The sequence below is a fragment of the Avibacterium avium genome, from assembly GCF_900454535.1.
Taxonomy (GTDB): Bacteria; Pseudomonadota; Gammaproteobacteria; order Enterobacterales; family Pasteurellaceae; genus Avibacterium; species Avibacterium avium.
The window spans coordinates 2120001-2138248 of record NZ_UGSP01000001.1; the positions used below are offsets into that span (position 1 = coordinate 2120001).

Here is an 18248-nt window from a genome sequence, read left to right on the forward strand (position 1 = left end):
TACATTAGCACGCAAAAAGAAGCCGTACTTCCGCGCCCTACTCGCCCACGCAATTGATGAAGTTGAGATAGCCCAAGGCGTTCGGCATTTTCAATAATCATCAAGCTGGCATTAGGCACATCTACGCCTACTTCAATCACGGTGGTTGCTACTAACACATCTAACTCAGCCGCTTTGAAACTTGCCATAATCTCTTGTTTTTCAGTGGGTTTCATTCGCCCGTGAACTAAGCCAATGCGTAAATTTGGCAGTGCTTTGGTTAAATCTTCCCAAATGGCTTCCGCGGCTTGCGCTTCCAGTACTTCACTTTCATCAATGAGCGTGCAAACCCAGTACGCCTGCCGTTTTTCATTCACGCAAGCCTGATACACACGCGCGACAATTTCTGCGCGGCGCTCTTCTGAGATGGCAATAGTAGTAATTGGCGTTCGCCCTGGGGGTAATTCATCAATAATAGAGGTATCCAAATCTGCATAAACCGTCATCGCTAAGGTACGCGGAATTGGGGTTGCGGTCATAATCAGCTGATGTGGATAATTTCCCGACTTTTCGCCTTTTTCGCGTAACATTAAGCGCTGATGCACACCAAATCGATGCTGTTCATCAATGATCACTAAGGCGAGATCATTAAATTCTACATCCTGTTGAAATAAGGCGTGCGTCCCCACAATCATCTGCACTTCGCCTGCTTTCATCTGTTCTAGCACAGCTTGGCGAGCCTTGCCTTTGACTTTTCCTGCTAGCCAACCCACTTTGATGCCTAAAGGCTCAAACCAATTTTGGAAATTGGCAAAATGCTGTTCCGCCAAAATTTCTGTCGGTGCCATAAGTGCCACTTGCTTTTGATTGTCAATTGCCACCAGTGCAGCTAATGCCGCGACCAAGGTTTTCCCCGATCCCACATCGCCCTGCACTAATCGCATCATTGGATAAGGCTTTTGCAGATCTTGCTCAATATCCTGCACAACGCGGCTTTGCGCATTAGTCGGGCTAAATGGCAAACGCTGTAAAAATTGCTGTTTTAGATCAGTTTGATACTGCAATGGCAAGGCAAAAAATTGTTGAATATTCGACCGCACTTTTTGCATTGCTAAATTATGCGCTAATAATTCTTCAAAAATTAACCGCACTTGCGCAGGGTGCTGCCCTTTTTCCAACATTTCTAAAGAAACATCAGGCGGTGGGCGGTGCAAAAATCGGATCGCCTCTTTTAAACTATAAGGATAAGGGTTGAATTCATCAGGTAGAATTTCTGGCAACTGGATTTTATCAAGCAAAGCCAGTGCTTGATCTGTTAATTTGCGTAAAGAATTTTGCTTTAAGCCTTCTGTGGTAGGATAAATTGGCGTCAGGGTTTCGGCCATTACCAACGGAGCATCATCACGAATAATTTGATATTCGGGGTGATGAATTTCCGCCATAAAACGACCGCGTTTCACTTCACCAAAGGCTTTGACTCGTGCGCCCACTTGGAAGCTATTGCGCATTGCTGCATTAAAATTGAAAAAACGTAAGGTTAATTTTGATGTGCCGTCCGACACTACTACAGTTAAGATTGGGCGGCGTCCAAATTGTACTTCGCAAAGCTGAACCGTTGCGCTAATTGTGGCATATTGTTCAGGGCGAAGATCGATTATGGGCGTAATTCTTGTGCGGTCTTCATAACGACTAGGCAGATGAAAAAGCAAATCTTGCAGATTATTAATGCCAATTCGGCTCAATTTTGCCGAAACCGCTGCCCCCACACCAGAAAGCGTGGTCAGCGGAACTGCGCCAAGAATTTCCGTAGCCATTAGCGATTTATATTACGTTCAATGCTGACAAAACCTGGTAAGGTTTTGATTTTCCGCATAATTTGACTTAAATGATGGGTATCTTTTGCCGTCAGTAACACCACGATTTGATATAAACGGCCGTCTTGCTCTTCCGTCCAAATGCTGTGAATATTGCTATCCATCGCGGAAATATTAGAGGTTAAATTCGGCAGTGCCCCTTGCTGATTAATCATTTCAATGCGTAATTCGGTTTCAAATTCCACTTTGTTATCGCTTTTCTCCCAAGTAACTGGGGTGAAATGCTCTGGATTTTCTTTTCGATTACGCAGGTTTGCACAAGCCTCGTGATGCACTACTAGGCCTTTCCCTGGGCTTGCGTATGCCACAATTGGATCACCTGGAATTGGGTGGCAACATTGCGCAAAGGTGGTAAGCAGGCTTTCATTACCGTTAATGGCAAAAATATTTTTATTGTTGCTGAGATCGCCGTCTGTATCAATTTCAATACTTTCACCTAATAAACGATAGGCAATCACGGCACTCATTTGGTTACCTAAACCAATTTCCGCCAATAAATCTTCAAAACGATTAAGTTTTAGATCGCTTAATAATTCATCAATACGTTGTTCAGGGATTTGTTCTAATTTATGTGGCAATAACGCATTAGTAAGTTGGCGTTTGCCAAGAACGATCGCCGTATCTGAGCGCAGATTTTTCAAGGCGTGGCGAATATTAGAACGGGCTTTTGCGGTTACCACAAAATTCAGCCAGCCCACATCGGGTTGTGCTGTCGGTGCGGTGATAATTTCAATGGTTTGCCCTGATTGCAATGGCTGTGAAAGAGGATAAGGTTTGCGATCCACATTGGCTGCAATACAAGCATTGCCAATGCCAGAATGTACCGCATAAGCGAAATCTACTGGGGTTGCACCCACTGGCAATTCCACAATACGCCCTTTCGGGGTGAACACATAAATCTCTTTCGGGAAAAATTCTGATTTGACACTTTCAATAAATTCAAAAGAATTACCCGCACTTTGTTGCAATTCAATCAGGCTTTGCAACCAGCGCTGCGCGCGAATTTGTGCGGTGGTGCTATCATTCTTACCACCTTGTTTATACGCCCAATGCGCTGCCACGCCCATTTCCGCGGTTTGATCCATTTCTTCCGTGCGAATTTGCACTTCCACCGGAACGCCGTGTGGGCCGATCATTGAAGTATGCAGGGATTGATAGCCATTTGCTTTTGGCACGGCGATATAATCTTTCACACGCCTCGGACGTGGCTTATACAAACCGTGCATTTGTCCTAGCACTCGGTAGCAAGTATCCACATCTTTCACCACTGCACGGAACGCATAAATATCCATAATGGAATGAAATTGCTGATCTTTTAAGCGCATTTTTTGATAAATGGCATAAAGATGTTTTTCTCGCCCAAATACGCGTGCTTCAATGCCCACATCTGCTAAACGCCCTTTGATTTCATCAGAAATCCGTTCGATCATATCTTTGCGGTTACCACGCGCAATTTGAATGACTTTTTGTAAGACAGCATAACGCTGTGGGTGCATTGCTTCAAAGCCGAGATCTTCTAGCTCATTTTTAATATGTTCGATCCCTAAACGATGGGCAAGTGGGGCGTAAATTTCCAAGGTTTCTTTCGCAATTCTACGCCGTTTGTCAGGGCGTAATGCGCCAAGGGTACGCATATTGTGGGTGCGGTCAGCCAGTTTGATCAGAACAACGCGAATGTCTTTGGTCATCGCCAGGATCATTTTGCGGAAATTTTCCACTTGGGCTTCTTGGCGGGTTCGAAATTTGAGCTTATCTAATTTAGATACGCCTTCCACAATTTCAGCAACACTCGCGCCAAATTCTTCTTTGAGTTGTTCTTCGGTGTAAGGGGTGTCTTCAATCACATCGTGCAACAATGCGCCCATCACGGCTTCGTGATCTAAACGCATTTCTGCAATAATTGATGCCACCGCAACAGGGTGAGTAATGTACGGCTCGCCGCTGGAGCGAGATTGTCCTTCGTGTGCATCTCGTGCGATAACGTATGCACGTCTTACTAATTCAATTTGTTCAGGCGGTAAATAGCCTCGGATAATATGCTCTAAACGTTCAAATAAGTACAAAGGACACCTAACTTTTTATTCAAATTTTATTGCCAATGATAAAAATGGAACAAAAAACAACCGCACTTTTATCGCTTATGAAGATAATAAAGACACTGCGTGATGCTCTGTTGCTTCTTGCTCTAAAGCATCTTGGCGCTCGTGCGCATTCATAATTTCGTTGTTAATCAAGCCTTTTTCAATTTCACGCAAGGCGATTACCGTTGGTTTATCGTTATCTTCTGGAACTAAAGGTTCACGCAAATGTAATTGTAATTCTCTTGCACGGCGTGCTGCGGTTAAAATTAAATCAAAACGGTTACCAATTTGCTCTACCGCATCTTGCACTGTTACACGAGCCATAAATTTACTCCAATCAGTTAAAATTCTTCAATAAATAAAAGGGATCTAATGATACTAAAATGTCAATTATTTTGCCAGCAATTGATGAATTAAAGCGATATTTTGCGCTTGCTGATAGCTTCTAGTTAAACATTCCGCACGCAAAATATGCTGTAAATCTGCCACTGCTTGCTCGAAATTATCATTAATAATCACATAATCATATTCGTCATAGTGGGATATTTCACTGGTGGCTTTTGCCATACGATCAGCAATGACTTCTGCGCTATCCTGCCCGCGCCCAATTAAACGGCGCTCCAATTCTTCAACCGAAGGGGGCAAAATAAAAATACTTTTAACCTGCGGTAATTTAGCGCGAATTTGTTGCGCCCCTTGCCAATCAATATCTAAAAAAACATCAATGCCTTGCGCCAAACTTTTTTCAATAGTCGGCAAGGATGTGCCATAATAATTGCCGCCAAACACTTTGGCATATTCCAAGAACAAATCTTGTTCGATTAGACGTTCAAATTCGTCTTTACTGACAAAATGATAATGCACACCGTCCACTTCACCGGGGCGAGGTGCACGCGTGGTATGGGAAACAGAAACCATCATTTCACGCCCATTATCTTTCGCCAATAAGGCGGCGATTAAAGACGATTTCCCCGCGCCACTTGGGGCTGAAATAATATAAAGGTTACCTTGGCTCATTGTTTATCCTTAATTTTCATCAAATTTCGTTCATTATGCCGATAAATCGGAAAAAAATCATTAGGGCTGTTGATAATTTATTTTTACAAAATAAAAACAAGCTAACTGGCTGATCCGCAAAGTTTTGATGTAGATCACAAATGTTTTACGGTTTTCTTGCGAGTTAGTTTCACCCTACCTAAAAAGCGTGCTATAATCCACCGCGAACGGAAAATAGAATGCTTTCTATGCACCGTAACCCTTTTGTTTAACTTAAATTATAGGTGAAAAACTTATGGCTATTAAAATTGGTATCAATGGTTTCGGCCGTATCGGTCGTATCGTATTCCGTGCAGCACAACAACGTGATGACATCGAAGTTGTAGGTATCAACGACTTAATTGACGTTGAATATATGGCTTATATGTTGAAATATGATTCAACTCACGGTCGTTTCGATGGCACTGTTGAAGTGAAAGACGGTCATTTAGTGGTGAACGGTAAAACAATCCGTGTAACTTCTGAGCGTGATCCTGCAAACCTTAAATGGAACGAAATCGGTGTTGATATCGCAGTTGAAGCAACAGGTATCTTCTTAACAGATGAAACTGCTCGCAAACACATTGAAGCTGGCGCGAAAAAAGTTGTTTTAACTGGTCCTTCTAAAGATGCGACTCCAATGTTCGTAAACGGCGTAAACTTTGATACTTATGCTGGTCAAGACATCGTTTCAAACGCATCTTGTACAACAAACTGTTTAGCACCATTAGCGAAAGTAATTAACGACAAATGGGGTATCAAAGACGGTTTAATGACAACTGTTCACGCAACAACTGCAACTCAAAAAACAGTTGATGGTCCTTCAGCGAAAGACTGGCGCGGTGGTCGTGGTGCTTCTCAAAACATCATTCCATCTTCAACAGGTGCAGCGAAAGCAGTAGGTAAAGTAATTCCTGAATTAAATGGTAAATTAACTGGTATGGCGTTCCGTGTTCCTACACCAAATGTGTCTGTAGTTGATTTAACTGTAAACCTTGAAAAACCAGCAACTTACGCTGAAATCTGTGCAGAAATCAAACGTGCTTCTGAAAACGAATTAAAAGGCGTTTTAGGCTACACTGAAGATGCAGTAGTATCAACAGACTTCAACGGCTGTGCATTAACTTCTGTATTCGATGCTGAAGCAGGTATTGCATTAACTGATACTTTCGTTAAATTAGTATCTTGGTACGATAACGAAACAGGTTATTCAAACAAAGTATTAGACTTAGTAGCTCACATTCACAACTACAAAGGCTAATTAAAAAACCTTCAAAATTAAGCCGCACTTTTAAAGTGCGGTTTTTTTTCGCCACATTTTTATTGCTGTGATTGATTATCTCTGATTTCCCTGTCTGCTTTTCGCTAAGAATATAGCGCCTTTTCCACATAAAAATGAACAGCTGTTCGCTCGCTAAAACTGTTATATTGCTCACAAAATCACTGGTTATCCGTAGTTTTCAACGGATTTTTCTCGCTTTTTCTTTGATTAACGATTATATTTAACCTTACAACTGTACGCTAAAATGCAGTAATTTATTAAAAACGATTTGTTAAATAGGAAAAAGAAGAATGACAAACACCCTTGATTTTCATTTTGTTAGCCGCTTTCAACAGCAGGCAAAAACATTAAAAAATAACACCGCACTTCGTTATTTTGAAAATCAACAATGGCACGATATTTCTTGGGCTGACTTTCAGCAGCAAGTAAACGCCCTTTCTCTTGCGTTGCTTGCTCATCATATTGATGTACAAGATAAAATTGGTATCTTTGCACACAATATGCCACGCTGGACAGTCGCTGATATTGCCACTTTGCAAATTCGCGCTGTTACCGTGCCTATTTACGCTACGAATACCGCGCAACAAGCGGCATTTATCATTAATGATGCCGATATTAAAATTCTGTTTGTTGGCGATCAAGAACAGTATGATCAAGCCCTACAAATCGTTGCAGATTGCCCGCAGTTACAACATATTATCGCGATGAAAGACAGCATTCAGCTACACGATCACCCACTGGCTTGCCATTGGGCAGACTTTGTCGCAACAGGCTCGCAAACTAATTCCGCAGAATTACAACAGCGTCTTGATGAAAAACAACTCAATGATTTATTTACCTTGATTTATACTTCTGGCACCACAGGCGAGCCAAAAGGCGTAATGTTGGATTATGTCAACCTTGCTCATCAGCTAAAAGCTCACGATCAGGCATTGAAGCCGATTACAGAACAGGACGTTTCTCTTTCTTTTCTGCCGTTCTCTCATATTTTTGAACGTGCGTGGGTGGCCTATGTGCTACACCGTGGCGCAGTGAATTGTTATATTGAAAACACCGATCAAGTGCGTGCGGCATTAAGTGAAATCCGTCCGACATTAATGTGTGCCGTACCACGTTTTTACGAAAAAATTTACACCGCAATCCACGATAAAGTGCAGCAAGCGCCAAAACTGCGCCGTGCCTTATTTAACTGGGCGATGAATGTGGGACATCGTTATTTTGATCGTAAAAGCCAAAAACAACCCATTCCATTTTGGCTTAAACAGCAATTTTTCTTAGCGGATAAATTGGTGCTGAGCAAATTACGCAACCTACTCGGCGGACGTATTCGTATGATGCCGTGCGGCGGGGCAAAATTAGAACCTAGCATTGGGCTATTTTTCCACAGCATTGGCATTAATATTAAGCTAGGTTATGGTATGACGGAAACCACTGCCACTGTTTCGTGTTGGGAAGATGATCATTTCGAGCCAAATTCTATCGGCAAGCTAATGCCGGGGGCGGAAGTAAAAATTGGTGAAAATGATGAAATCTTAGTGCGTGGCGAAATGGTAATGCGTGGTTATTACAAAAAACCAGAAGAAACAGCTGCCGCTTTTACCGCTGATGGTTTCTTAAAAACTGGTGATGCAGGTCAATTAGACGAACAAGGCCATCTTTACATCACCGATCGCATCAAAGAGCTGATGAAAACCTCAAACGGCAAATATATTGCGCCACAGCACATTGAAGGCAAAATCGGCAAAGATAAATTTATTGAGCAAATTGCCGTGATCGCTGATGCGAAAAAATATGTTTCCGCCTTGATCGTGCCTTGTTTTGCTTCTTTAGAAGAATATGCGAAAAAGCTCAATATTAAATATCAAGATCGTATGGAATTGATCAAACATTCCGAAATTATTCAGCTTTTTGAAAAACGCTTAAATGAATTGCAGAAAGAGCTAGCGAGCTTTGAGCAAGTGAAGAAATTCACTCTGTTGCCACAGGCTTTCACCACCGCAATGAACGAAATTACGCCGACCTTAAAACTACGCCGCAAGGTGATTTTAGAGCGTTATAAAACGCAAATTGAAAAAATGTATCAATCAAAAAAATAGCCTATTGGCTCAACCAATAGGGAAAAAGTGCGGTTATTTCTAGCACATTTTTTCATAAATGGTAAAATGCCTCATCATTTTTAGAGGATCATATATCATTGAAAGGTTTGTTTTTACGTCTTATTAGTATCTTTGCCTTGTTGCTATGGGCCATTGATATGGCGCTGCCGTGGCGACAACTGCTGGGTACGGAAGACAATCGTTATGCGACAATTCAATCTAGCGGTAAATTAGTGGTTGGTACGTTGAATACGCCAACTTCCTATTTTATTGGCCCAGATGGTGCATCAGGATTTGAGTATGAATTAGCCAAAGCCTTTGCTGACTATCTGAATGTGAAATTGGAAATTGTTCCAATGGCAAATAATCAAGCATTATTTACCGCACTTTCCACGCAAAAGATTGATATTGCTGCAGCAAACTTATTTTATTTGCGCGAGAAATTAGATCATTATCAAATTGGCCCTGCTTATAATTCTGCGTCTTGGCAATTGGCTTATCGCAAAGGGGAAGGACGTCCTGCTTCACTAAAAGAACTAAAAGGCAAACTGGTTATTTCTAAAGGCAACGATCTTGTTAAGCTGCTCGAGAGCTTTAAACAAGAATTCCCTGATTTACAGTGGCAAGTTGTAGATCAAAGCCAAGAAGAATTGTTGCTACAAGTTGCTGAAGGAAAAATTGATTACACCATTGCCAATTCCGTAGATCTTGCTATGGCACAGCAAATTAAGCCGCAAATTGCCGTAGCCTTTGATGTTACAGATGAATCCACCATTCACTGGTATCTCACCAATAATAATTACAGCGAATTGCAAGCTGCGTTGTTAGACTTTATGAATAATGCCATTGAAACAGGCTTGATTGCACGCATTGAAGAAAAATATTTCAATCATTTAGCTGAATTTGATTATGTGGATATGCGCTCTTATCTCAATGCCATTGAAAACACCTTGCCAAAATATCAGCATCTATTTGATAAATATAAAGGCCGTTTAGACTGGCGTTTGCTTGCCGCTGTGGCCTATCAAGAATCCCATTGGAATCCTGAAGCCACCTCCCCTACTGGGGTGCGTGGAATGATGATGCTCACCAAAGCAACAGCTGATCGGGTAAAAATCAGCAATCGTCTTAATCCAGAACAAAGTATCAAGGGCGGTTCAGAATACCTGCATTTATTGCTAGAGCAAATGCCCAATACCATTCATCAAGAAGATAAAATTTGGTTTGCGCTTGCCGCTTACAATATGGGCTTAGGGCATTTGATTGATGCCAGACGTTTAACCAAAAAATTAGGTGGCGATCCTGATAATTGGCTTGATGTGAAGAAGAATTTACCCCTACTGGCTGAAAAACGCCATTATAGCAATTTGAAATACGGCTATGCGCGTGGTTATGAGGCTTATCAATACGTTGAAAATATTCGCCGTTATATGAATAGCATTGTGAATTATCACCGCGTACAACAGAATCAAGAACAACAGAATAGTTCTGCACAACAAAATGCAGATATTCCGATGAATAAAAACTGAGGTCAAAATGACAAGAAGACGCAAAACTTTTCTAAAGAACAATAATCGTAAGTTATTCCGCTTGGCTCAAGGGCGTGCATTACGCTTAAAAAGAATGAAACAACGAAAAACCCGTTTATGGGATCGCCACGCATTGCAATTTGTGATACAAGACATTTGTTGCTAGTTGTTGATAGAAGATAAAAAAGCATTATGTTGTCCACATAATGCTTTTTTATTGGTAATAGATTATTAATTTTCAGCCAATAAGCGTTGAATAAGCTTGCTGTTAGCGGGGGGAAATTGGCTGGCATCAAGTTCAGATTGGGCGATCCACATTCCCTCTTGCCCTTCTCGTCCAAAAGGTTCGCCAACCCATTGTTCCACAAGGTAAAAAGAAAATTGAATGATCTTACTAGGATATTCAAAGGTAAAGCGCTCAAATAAACTGGCGTTAAGAATATGAATACCAATTTCTTCTTCTAGCTCTCTGGCAAGGGCTTGTTCTGGTGTTTCACCTTTATCAACTTTTCCACCGGGGAATTCTAGGGCTTGGGCAAAATCTTGTCCCTCAAGGCGTTGAGTGAGATAAATCTGCCCAAATTCATTACGAATAATGCCTGCTGCTACTTGAATAATGGGTTTTGCCATTTTTTCTCCTTAGGGTCTGTTGATCATTCATTTTGCATTTGAGCTATGAATGATCAACAGACTCTCTATAAAGTGCGGTAAAAAAATCAAAAATTTTTCACCGCACTTTATACTTTATGGATTAACTATATTTCGCCGCACGATTGCCGTGGCAGTGTTTGTATTTCTTACCAGAACCGCAAGGGCAAGGTTCATTACGCCCAATCTTACGATCTGATGGTGGCAATGGTGCTTGTTCCTGAGCTTGCTGATCATCGGCGGTGTTATATTGCATTTTTGCCTGCTCACGGGCTGCCATTTCTTGCTGCAATTTCTCTGCTTGCTCAATTTCTTCTTGAGTACGAATCTGAACTCGGCTTAAGGTGGTAATCACACTTAATTTTAACGCGTCCAACATATCCGTAAACATTTGGAAAGACTCGCGTTTATATTCTTGTTTTGGATCTTTTTGTGCATAGCCACGCAAGTGAATACCACGGCGTAAATGATCCATCGAAGCAAGATGTTCTTTCCAAAGCTCATCAAGGGTTTGTAGCATAATGCCTTTTTCAAAATGACGCATTGATTCCGCACCAACAAGCTCTTCTTTGCGTTCATATTCTTTTTCTGCCGCGTCAATAATACGCTCACGCAAGGTTTCTTCGTGCAAGGCATTGTTTTCTTCTAACCAATGTTCAATCGGTAAATCAAGGGCAAAATCCTGTCTTAAACGCTGTTCTAGCCCCGGAATATCCCACATTTCTTCTAAGGAATTTGGTGGAATATATTGATCAATCACGCTGTTGAAGACATCTTGACGGATCACTTCAATGGTGTCAGCGATGTTTTCGTTATCCAACAGCTCATTACGTTGTTGATAAATCGCGTGGCGTTGATCGTTGGCAACGTCATCAAATTCTAATAGATTTTTACGACCGTCAAAGTTATGCGCTTCAACTTTTGCTTGTGCAGAAGCAATCACTTTAGTGAGCAATTTCGATTCCATTGCTTCACCTGGTGTACTGAAGGCTTTGCGCATCATATTGAGCTTACCTTCGTTTAAGTAAATACGCATTAACGCATCGTCCAAGGATAAGTAAAAACGTGATGAACCTGGGTCACCTTGGCGGCCTGAACGTCCACGCAACTGGTTATCAATACGGCGTGATTCGTGGCGTTCCGTACCGATAATATGCAAGCCACCCGCTTGTTTTACAATATCGTGGCGTTCTTGCCATTTGGCTTTGATTTCTTCAATTTGCGCTTCTGTTGGGTTATCTAGCTTCGCCACTTCAGCTTTCCAGTTACCGCCAAGCACAATATCTGTACCACGTCCTGCCATATTGGTGGCAATGGTTACGGCCCCCGGATAACCTGCATTAGCAATAATTTCCGCTTCTTGGGCGTGGAATTTTGCGTTTAATACGCTATGCTTAATGCCTGCTTTGGTTAAAGCATCAGATAACAATTCTGATTTTTCAATGGACGCCGTTCCCACCAACACGGGTTGGTTGCGCGCAATGCAATCCTTAATTTCTTCAATAATCGCAGCAAATTTGTACTGTTCATTTTCAAACATTAAATCCGTGCGATCATCACGAATCATTGGTCGATTAGTTGGGATCACAATGGTTTCCAAGCCATAAATTTGTTGGAATTCAAAGGCTTCGGTGTCCGCTGTCCCTGTCATTCCGGCTAATTTTTCATAAAGACGGAAATAGTTTTGGTAAGTGATAGAAGCGACCGTTTGGTTTTCATTTTGGATTGGTACACCTTCTTTTGCTTCAATAGCTTGGTGTAAACCTTCTGACCAACGGCGACCTGCCATTGTACGCCCTGTATGCTCATCAACAATGATAATTTCGCCATCTTTTACGATGTAATCCACATCACGTTCAAACAATGTATGAGCTCGCAATGCGGCATAAACGTGGTGTAACAGCGTGACTTTGGCAGGAGAATACAAAGATTCAGTTTCTTGCATCAGGCCTTGATCGATCAACCATTGCTCGATTTTTTCTTGCCCACGTTCGGTGAGATACGCCTGTTTGCTTTTCAGATCTAAAGTGTAATCGCCATCACCTTGGTATTCTTCAGTGTCTTCTTTATCTTGTTTGATCAAATGAGGAATCAATTTATCAATGGCAATATAAAGTTCTGAACTGTCTTCCGCAGGCCCTGAAATGATCAACGGTGTACGCGCTTCGTCAATCAAAATAGAATCCACTTCATCAACCAAGGCATAATAAAGTTCTTTTTGGAAACGATCTTGTGCTGAATGAGCTAAATTATCACGCAAATAGTCAAAGCCTAATTCACTATTAGTGGCATAGGTAATATCGGCAGCATAGGCAGCACGCTTTTCTTCTGCTGGCAAGCCCGGCACGTTTACCCCAACGGTCATTCCTAAAAATTCAAATAATGGGCGGTTAGTTTCCGCATCGCGGCGCGCAAGGTAATCATTCACCGTAACAACGTGAACGCCTTTTCCTGTTAAGGCATTAAGATAGCAAGGCAAGGTTGCAGTAAGGGTTTTCCCTTCCCCAGTGCGCATCTCTGCGATGCAACGATTATTCAGCACCATACCGCCAATGAGCTGCACATCAAAATGACGCATACCGAGTACACGCTTACTCGCTTCACGCACGGTGGCAAAGGCTTCTGGCAATAAGCTTTGTAGGCTTTCGCCGTTTTTTAAGCGCTCACGAAATTCTGCCGTTTTGCCTTGCAACTGTTCATCGCTTAAGGCTTCAAACTCCGGCTCCATTTTGTTAATTTTGATCACTTGTTTATTCAAACGGCGCAGAATGCGATCATTACGGCTACCAAAAATTTTTGTAAAAATAGTTCTAAACATAATTTTATTTCTTTTATATCAATAGGTTAAATTAAACTTCAGCAATCGCTGAAATCAGTTAAAAGGTATTTACTAGAAAGAAAGGTTAAGCCGCAGGGCCAGCGCGGATCGGCGTGGCGACACTGAGTACAGGAAAAACAAAGTGCGGTGCTTTTTTAGTGAGAATTTTCGGCGCAACAAAATTTTTTTTGCTTGGTTTTTGTTGCTGTTGAATAATTTGTTTGTGGGCAACCAGCTGATGACAAGCAAGCTGTTGCATTTGACGTTGTTCGCGCGAATAATTTTCACAGGCAAGCCCAGCATTTTCCACGCCTTGCGCATTAGGCAAGGCAAAGATCGCAATCATACTGAGTAGTAATTGCGACCAAAAATGCTGTGTGCTTTTAGATGAAATCATTCGGTAACTTATTTTTAATTAAAAATTCGCTGTTATTGTAGCGGAAAATCACTACAATGTCTTATTCTGATGTGTAATATTAGGGCAAAAAAGCCGAAAACAAGCGATGCGATACAGTAAACCAACTAACGTACAAGATGTGCTAGAAAATTCCAGCCTAGGCAAAATTATGCAAAAAGGCATTTTGTTACAACAACTGAACGAGCAAGTAGAACGCCTATTTCCCAATCAATTTAAAGGCTTTTATCGCGTTGCCAATCTTTCCGAAACCACGTTGGTGATTGAAGTGGCAAATGCAATGGTGCGCCAAAGTTTGTTATTCAAAGAAAAAGATCTCTTGGCAAAAGTGCAAGGCTTAAATCCACAGATTCAGCAACTTCAATTTAAAGTGAATCCTGCTTTAATCACTCAGCCACGTTGAGTTTTTTGCCCGTGAAAGCTGGCGATCAGCTCGTTCACCTTAATGCGCTTGTGCGAAGCTTGGCTGATTGAGCGCTGTACTTTTAAGCGTTTGATTTTCGCCCCGTGGTAAATTTGACGGGTAAATTTGGTATCGTGATTAGAAATTAGCACGGGAATTTGTCGTTCCCTTGCGGTGCGGTGCGCCAATTCTGCTAAGGCTTGCTGATGATCTAAGGAAAATTCATTGCCAGCATAGCCAGTAAAATTGGTTTCCTGCTTAATGGGCGCATAGGGAGGATCACAATAAATCACTGAGTTTTCATCAGCAAATTTAAACGCTTCGTGAAAATCTGCGCAAATAAACACCGCACTTTGTGCTTTATGGGCAAAATAGCGTAACTCAATTTCGGGGAAATAATGGGTTTTATAGCGTCCAAATGGCACATTAAACTCATTTTTGCTGTTGTAACGACACAAGCCATTAAAGCCAAAGCGATTAAGATACAAAAACAACACGGAACGCTCAAAGTTATTGGTAGATTGGTTAAACTGAGCGCGCCGTGCGTAATAATAGTCGGGCGTATTCGCATCAGGGTGAAAAAAGACCGTTTTCACAGCTTCAATATACAAATTGACATCTTGTTTAACGGTGTTAAATAGATTGATCAGATCTGCATTAATATCCACCAAAATGTAGCGTTCAAATTGGCTATTCAAAAAAACAGCCCCAGCCCCCACGAAAGGTTCAATAAGACATTGTTTTTTCTTAGGAAATAATTTATTGATTTGATCCGTAAGACGAAACTTTCCCCCCGCCCATTTTAGAAAAGGGCGGTATTTTTGTTGTGGGAAAATTGTCGCATCAGGATACATTGAGATCAGTCAGTTTGTGTGCAACGTGCAATGGCTGCAAGAACAAGATCTTTGTCGCTATCGCTCGCCACATAAGCTTGCCCGAGAGATTTTAGCAGCACAAGGCGTAACTTGCCTGCTAGCACTTTTTTATCGCGCATCATATGCGGTAAATAATCTTCAGGTTGCATTGTATCTGGTGAAAGTGTTGGCAAATTAGCGCGTGCAAAGAGCTTTTCTAAACGCCCTACATCTTGCACCGATAAATCCCCTAACATTTCAGAAAGCGCAGCCGCCATCATTGAACCAGCTGCTACCGCTTCACCGTGTAGCCATTGCCCATAGCCTAAATGGGTTTCAATGGCGTGGCCAAAAGTATGGCCTAAATTGAGCAATGCGCGATCACCTTTTTCTGTTTCATCTCTTGCCACCACGTCCGCTTTAATTTGGCAACAACGCGCGATACATTGCTGCAACGGCGCTTGTTCAAGGGCAACCAATTCATCAATGTGCTGTTCTAGCCATTCAAAGAAAGGATAATCTAAAATCGCACCATATTTAATCACTTCCGCCAAACCTGCATTAACTTCGCGTTTTGGCAAGGTATTCAAGGTGAGTGTATCGACAATCACAGTACAAGGCTGATAAAACGCCCCGATCATATTTTTACCTAAAGGGTGATTAACTGCGGTTTTACCCCCCACAGAAGAATCCACTTGTGCAAGTAAGGTAGTTGGAATTTGGATAAAACGCACACCACGTTGATAACTGGCAGCGGCATAACCCACGACATCACCAATCACACCGCCACCTAGAGCAATTAAGGTGGTATCGCGGCCGTGATTTTTTTCTAATAAGGCGGTAAAAATTAGATTAAGCGACTCAAGGTTTTTGTATTGTTCACCATCAGGCAATAACAGGTGATCAACCTGACAACCCAATTCCGTCAAGGTTTTCGTTACCTGCGCAAGATAATGTTGTGCAATAGTTGGATTGCTCACGATCATCACTTTATCGCCCGATTTTAGGGGATAAACACTCGGATCAGAAAGCAAGCCTGCGCCGATATAAATAGGATAACGGCGTTCTTTTAATTCAACATTTACGCACAACATCATTTTTTCCTTTTGCTTAATTAGCCGTTGATATTTTCAATTAAATCAACAATTTGATTTGCCATTACTTTGGCACTTTGATCATCAGTAGGTAAGGTAATATCCGCCACTTCTTGATAAAGTGGATTACGAATTTTTGATAGATCTTCTAACACTTGACGCGGATCTTCCACATCTTGCAATAATGGACGTTTTTTATCACGTTGAGTACGTTGGAATTGTTTTTCCACCGTGGTTTCTAAATAGATCACAATGCCACGGGCAGAAAGGTGATTACGGTTTTCTTTTGACATCACCGCACCGCCGCCTGTAGAAAGCACAATGCCTTGTTTTTGTGTTAATTCATTAATAATACGTTCTTCGCGTTTGCGGAAGCCTTCTTCACCTTCAACATCAAAAATCCAGCTAATGTCAGCGCCAGCACGTTGTTCAATTTCCGCATCTGTATCAATAAAATCCATTCCTAACATTTGCGCTAATTGACGACCAATAGTGCTTTTCCCTGCTCCCATTGGGCCTACTAAGAAAATATTACGTTTCTCTGCCATTTTTCGTTGTTCTTCTTTAATAAAATTTAAAATAATTGATCTTTCCGACAAATAAAAAGACAACCACAAAATCAAATATGGTTGCTAAAAGATCACCCAAAAAAATAATGGGGATTATCTCAATAAATGCCCACCTTTTTCAACCGTCAAAGCAGATTTATTTACCAGATTTGTGCGAAATCTTGCTAGAAGATGGCGAAGTGCGGTAATTTTTTGGCGGATTTTTCACCGCACTTTGTTTTTCGGCCAGTTGCCCTTTTTTGATCAAATGTGGTGTGACGAAAATCACCAATTCCCGTTTTTGATGACGCTCTACTTCTTTACTAAACAAACGTTTAATCACAGGAATATCACCTAGCACAGGCACTTTATCTAAGGCTTTGGTAATGGTATCGTGGAAGATGCCACCTAGCACAATGGTTTCTCCATCTTGTGCGAAAACTTGCGTGTTAATCTCTTGCTTATCAATAGAAATCACTTCGTTTTCACCATAAGCCACGCGCCCACCAGGAGCATTTTGACTCACCACCAAATCTAACAAAATGCCGTTATTTTTGGATAAATGTGGCGTTACTTCTAGCCCCAGCACCGCTTCGCGAAACTCAATGCTCTGGCTGTCATTTTTATTATTATTTACCACGTAAGGAATTTCTGTACCTTGCTTGATGCTTGCGCTTTTCTTATTAGTGGTAAGCAAACTTGGGCTAGCGATAATTTCTACGCTATTTTCTCGCTCCAAGGCGGTTAATTCTAAATCAAGCAATCTTCCATTGATTTTGGCAATCTGCAACGCCACCGAGCCTGCAGGGGTATTGGTGGTAGCGAAATTGACGTTGAGATTATCAGTAATATTGGCAAAACCGTTCGCATTCAGACTACCCATTACTTTATGGCTTGCATCTGTTGGCGTAAAAATCCCCCAACGCACGCCAAGTTCTTTCAAACTTTCATCACTAATGGTGACAATGCGCGCTTCAATGGCGATCTGTTCAATGGGCTTATCCATTTCCGTAACCAAGCGTTTCATTTGGTTTAATACGGCTTTTTCATCTTTAATAATCAATAGGTTACTGCGATCATCAAAACTCATACTGCCATTTGCTGAAAGCAACGATCCACTGCCCGAAGTGAGCGTTTTCATCACTTCAGATGCTTTAGCATAGTGCAATTTTATTGTCATTGTTGATAATGTGGGTAAGGCTGGTGCGCTGACATAAGATGTGTTATCCACAAACTCCGTTGGTGCATTATCAAGGGGTTCTGGCATAGTCAATGGAGAAGCTTTGCTGAGATAATAGATGTCATTTTCTTTGTGCAAATGGATTCCCTTAATTTTCGTTATCGCATTGAGAAACTGCTCCCAATCGGCATCTTTCAAGCGTAAAGAAAGCGATCCTTCCAGCTCATCATCAATTACCAAATTGATATTTTGTTGATCCGCAATTTGTTGCAAAGTGCTAACCAAAGGCGCTTGTTTAAGATAAATAGAAAATTTTTCCGCACTAAATGCGAACATTGAAGTAACTAAAAAACAGCTTAAAAATACACTGCACTTTAGCCAATAACGCCAAGATAATACTAATTTCATTTCT

Annotated in this window: 16 protein-coding genes (1 of these 16 only partly in view); 5 read left to right on the forward strand and 11 right to left on the reverse strand. The window is 41.5% G+C overall.

Going from position 1 to position 18248, the window contains the following annotated elements:
• The 4 genes from recG to gmk all read right to left on the reverse strand — a co-directional run.
• Positions 1–1793, reverse strand: partial view of an ATP-dependent DNA helicase RecG gene (gene recG / locus DYC50_RS10190; RefSeq protein ID WP_115250072.1) — the 5' portion only. It extends 289 nt beyond the left edge of the window; only the first 1793 of its 2082 coding nucleotides appear in the window; its start codon is at positions 1791–1793; its stop codon lies beyond the left edge, outside the window.
• A complete protein-coding gene (gene spoT / locus DYC50_RS10195; RefSeq protein ID WP_115250073.1) occupies positions 1793–3916 on the reverse strand; it encodes a bifunctional GTP diphosphokinase/guanosine-3',5'-bis pyrophosphate 3'-pyrophosphohydrolase in 2124 nt (707 codons plus the stop codon). Before spoT ends, recG begins: the two co-directional genes overlap by 1 nt.
• A 75-nt stretch (positions 3917–3991) precedes the next feature.
• Positions 3992–4258, reverse strand: a complete 267-nt coding sequence (gene rpoZ / locus DYC50_RS10200) for a DNA-directed RNA polymerase subunit omega (protein ID WP_103855460.1) — start codon at positions 4256–4258, stop codon at positions 3992–3994.
• 66 nt (positions 4259–4324) lie between these two features.
• Positions 4325–4951 carry a guanylate kinase gene (gene gmk / locus DYC50_RS10205; protein WP_115250074.1) on the reverse strand — a complete coding sequence of 209 codons (627 nt, stop codon included), beginning with the start codon at positions 4949–4951 and terminating at the stop codon, positions 4325–4327.
• A gap of 274 nt (positions 4952–5225) precedes the next feature.
• Between gmk and gapA the strand changes: the two genes are divergently transcribed.
• The 4 genes from gapA to DYC50_RS10680 all read left to right on the forward strand — a co-directional run bounded on the left by gapA (position 5226) and on the right by DYC50_RS10680 (position 10042).
• Complete coding sequence (gene gapA / locus DYC50_RS10210) at positions 5226–6230, forward strand: glyceraldehyde-3-phosphate dehydrogenase (protein ID WP_103854106.1); 1005 nt, start codon at positions 5226–5228, stop codon at positions 6228–6230.
• A 311-nt stretch (positions 6231–6541) separates the two neighbouring features.
• Complete coding sequence (locus DYC50_RS10215; RefSeq protein ID WP_115250075.1) at positions 6542–8347, forward strand: AMP-dependent synthetase/ligase; 1806 nt, start codon at positions 6542–6544, stop codon at positions 8345–8347.
• A 98-nt stretch (positions 8348–8445) separates the two neighbouring features.
• Complete coding sequence (gene mltF / locus DYC50_RS10220) at positions 8446–9876, forward strand: membrane-bound lytic murein transglycosylase MltF (RefSeq protein ID WP_115250076.1); 1431 nt, start codon at positions 8446–8448, stop codon at positions 9874–9876.
• Between the two features lie 7 nt (positions 9877–9883).
• The gene (locus DYC50_RS10680; RefSeq protein ID WP_172459087.1) at positions 9884–10042 is read left to right on the forward strand and encodes a hypothetical protein; all 159 of its coding nucleotides are present in this window, start codon (positions 9884–9886) and stop codon (positions 10040–10042) included.
• A gap of 65 nt (positions 10043–10107) precedes the next feature.
• On the opposite strand, the gene mutT is transcribed toward DYC50_RS10680, so the two are convergent.
• The 3 genes from mutT to secM form a co-directional block, all read right to left on the reverse strand.
• Positions 10108–10506: an 8-oxo-dGTP diphosphatase MutT gene (mutT, locus tag DYC50_RS10225; protein ID WP_115250077.1), complete on the reverse strand. Its 399-nt coding sequence runs from the start codon at positions 10504–10506 to the stop codon at positions 10108–10110.
• A gap of 121 nt (positions 10507–10627) precedes the next feature.
• The gene (gene secA / locus DYC50_RS10230) at positions 10628–13342 is read right to left on the reverse strand and encodes a preprotein translocase subunit SecA (protein WP_115250078.1); all 2715 of its coding nucleotides are present in this window, start codon (positions 13340–13342) and stop codon (positions 10628–10630) included.
• 85 nt (positions 13343–13427) lie between these two features.
• On the reverse strand, positions 13428–13739 hold the full coding sequence (gene secM / locus DYC50_RS10235) for a secA translation cis-regulator SecM (RefSeq protein WP_115250079.1): 312 nt from the start codon (positions 13737–13739) through the stop codon (positions 13428–13430).
• A gap of 106 nt (positions 13740–13845) precedes the next feature.
• On the opposite strand from secM, the gene DYC50_RS10240 reads away from it, so the two are divergent.
• The gene (locus tag DYC50_RS10240; protein ID WP_103853757.1) at positions 13846–14160 is read left to right on the forward strand and encodes a DciA family protein; all 315 of its coding nucleotides are present in this window, start codon (positions 13846–13848) and stop codon (positions 14158–14160) included.
• Here the strand turns inward: DYC50_RS10240 and DYC50_RS10245 are convergent.
• The 4 genes from DYC50_RS10245 to DYC50_RS10260 form a co-directional block, all read right to left on the reverse strand.
• Positions 14148–15014 (reverse strand): Dam family site-specific DNA-(adenine-N6)-methyltransferase, encoded by an 867-nt coding sequence (locus tag DYC50_RS10245; protein WP_115250081.1) that lies wholly within the window; start codon positions 15012–15014, stop codon positions 14148–14150. The genes DYC50_RS10240 and DYC50_RS10245 overlap by 13 nt on opposite strands.
• Before the next feature lie 5 nt (positions 15015–15019).
• Positions 15020–16108 carry a 3-dehydroquinate synthase gene (gene aroB / locus DYC50_RS10250; protein WP_103853755.1) on the reverse strand — a complete coding sequence of 363 codons (1089 nt, stop codon included), beginning with the start codon at positions 16106–16108 and terminating at the stop codon, positions 15020–15022.
• Positions 16109–16128: 20 nt separating this feature from the next.
• Positions 16129–16677 carry a shikimate kinase AroK gene (gene aroK, locus DYC50_RS10255; RefSeq protein ID WP_277870321.1) on the reverse strand — a complete coding sequence of 183 codons (549 nt, stop codon included), beginning with the start codon at positions 16675–16677 and terminating at the stop codon, positions 16129–16131.
• Positions 16678–16813: 136 nt separating this feature from the next.
• Positions 16814–18244 (reverse strand): type IV pilus secretin PilQ, encoded by a 1431-nt coding sequence (locus DYC50_RS10260; protein WP_115250082.1) that lies wholly within the window; start codon positions 18242–18244, stop codon positions 16814–16816.
• Positions 18245–18248: the final 4 nt, after the last annotated feature.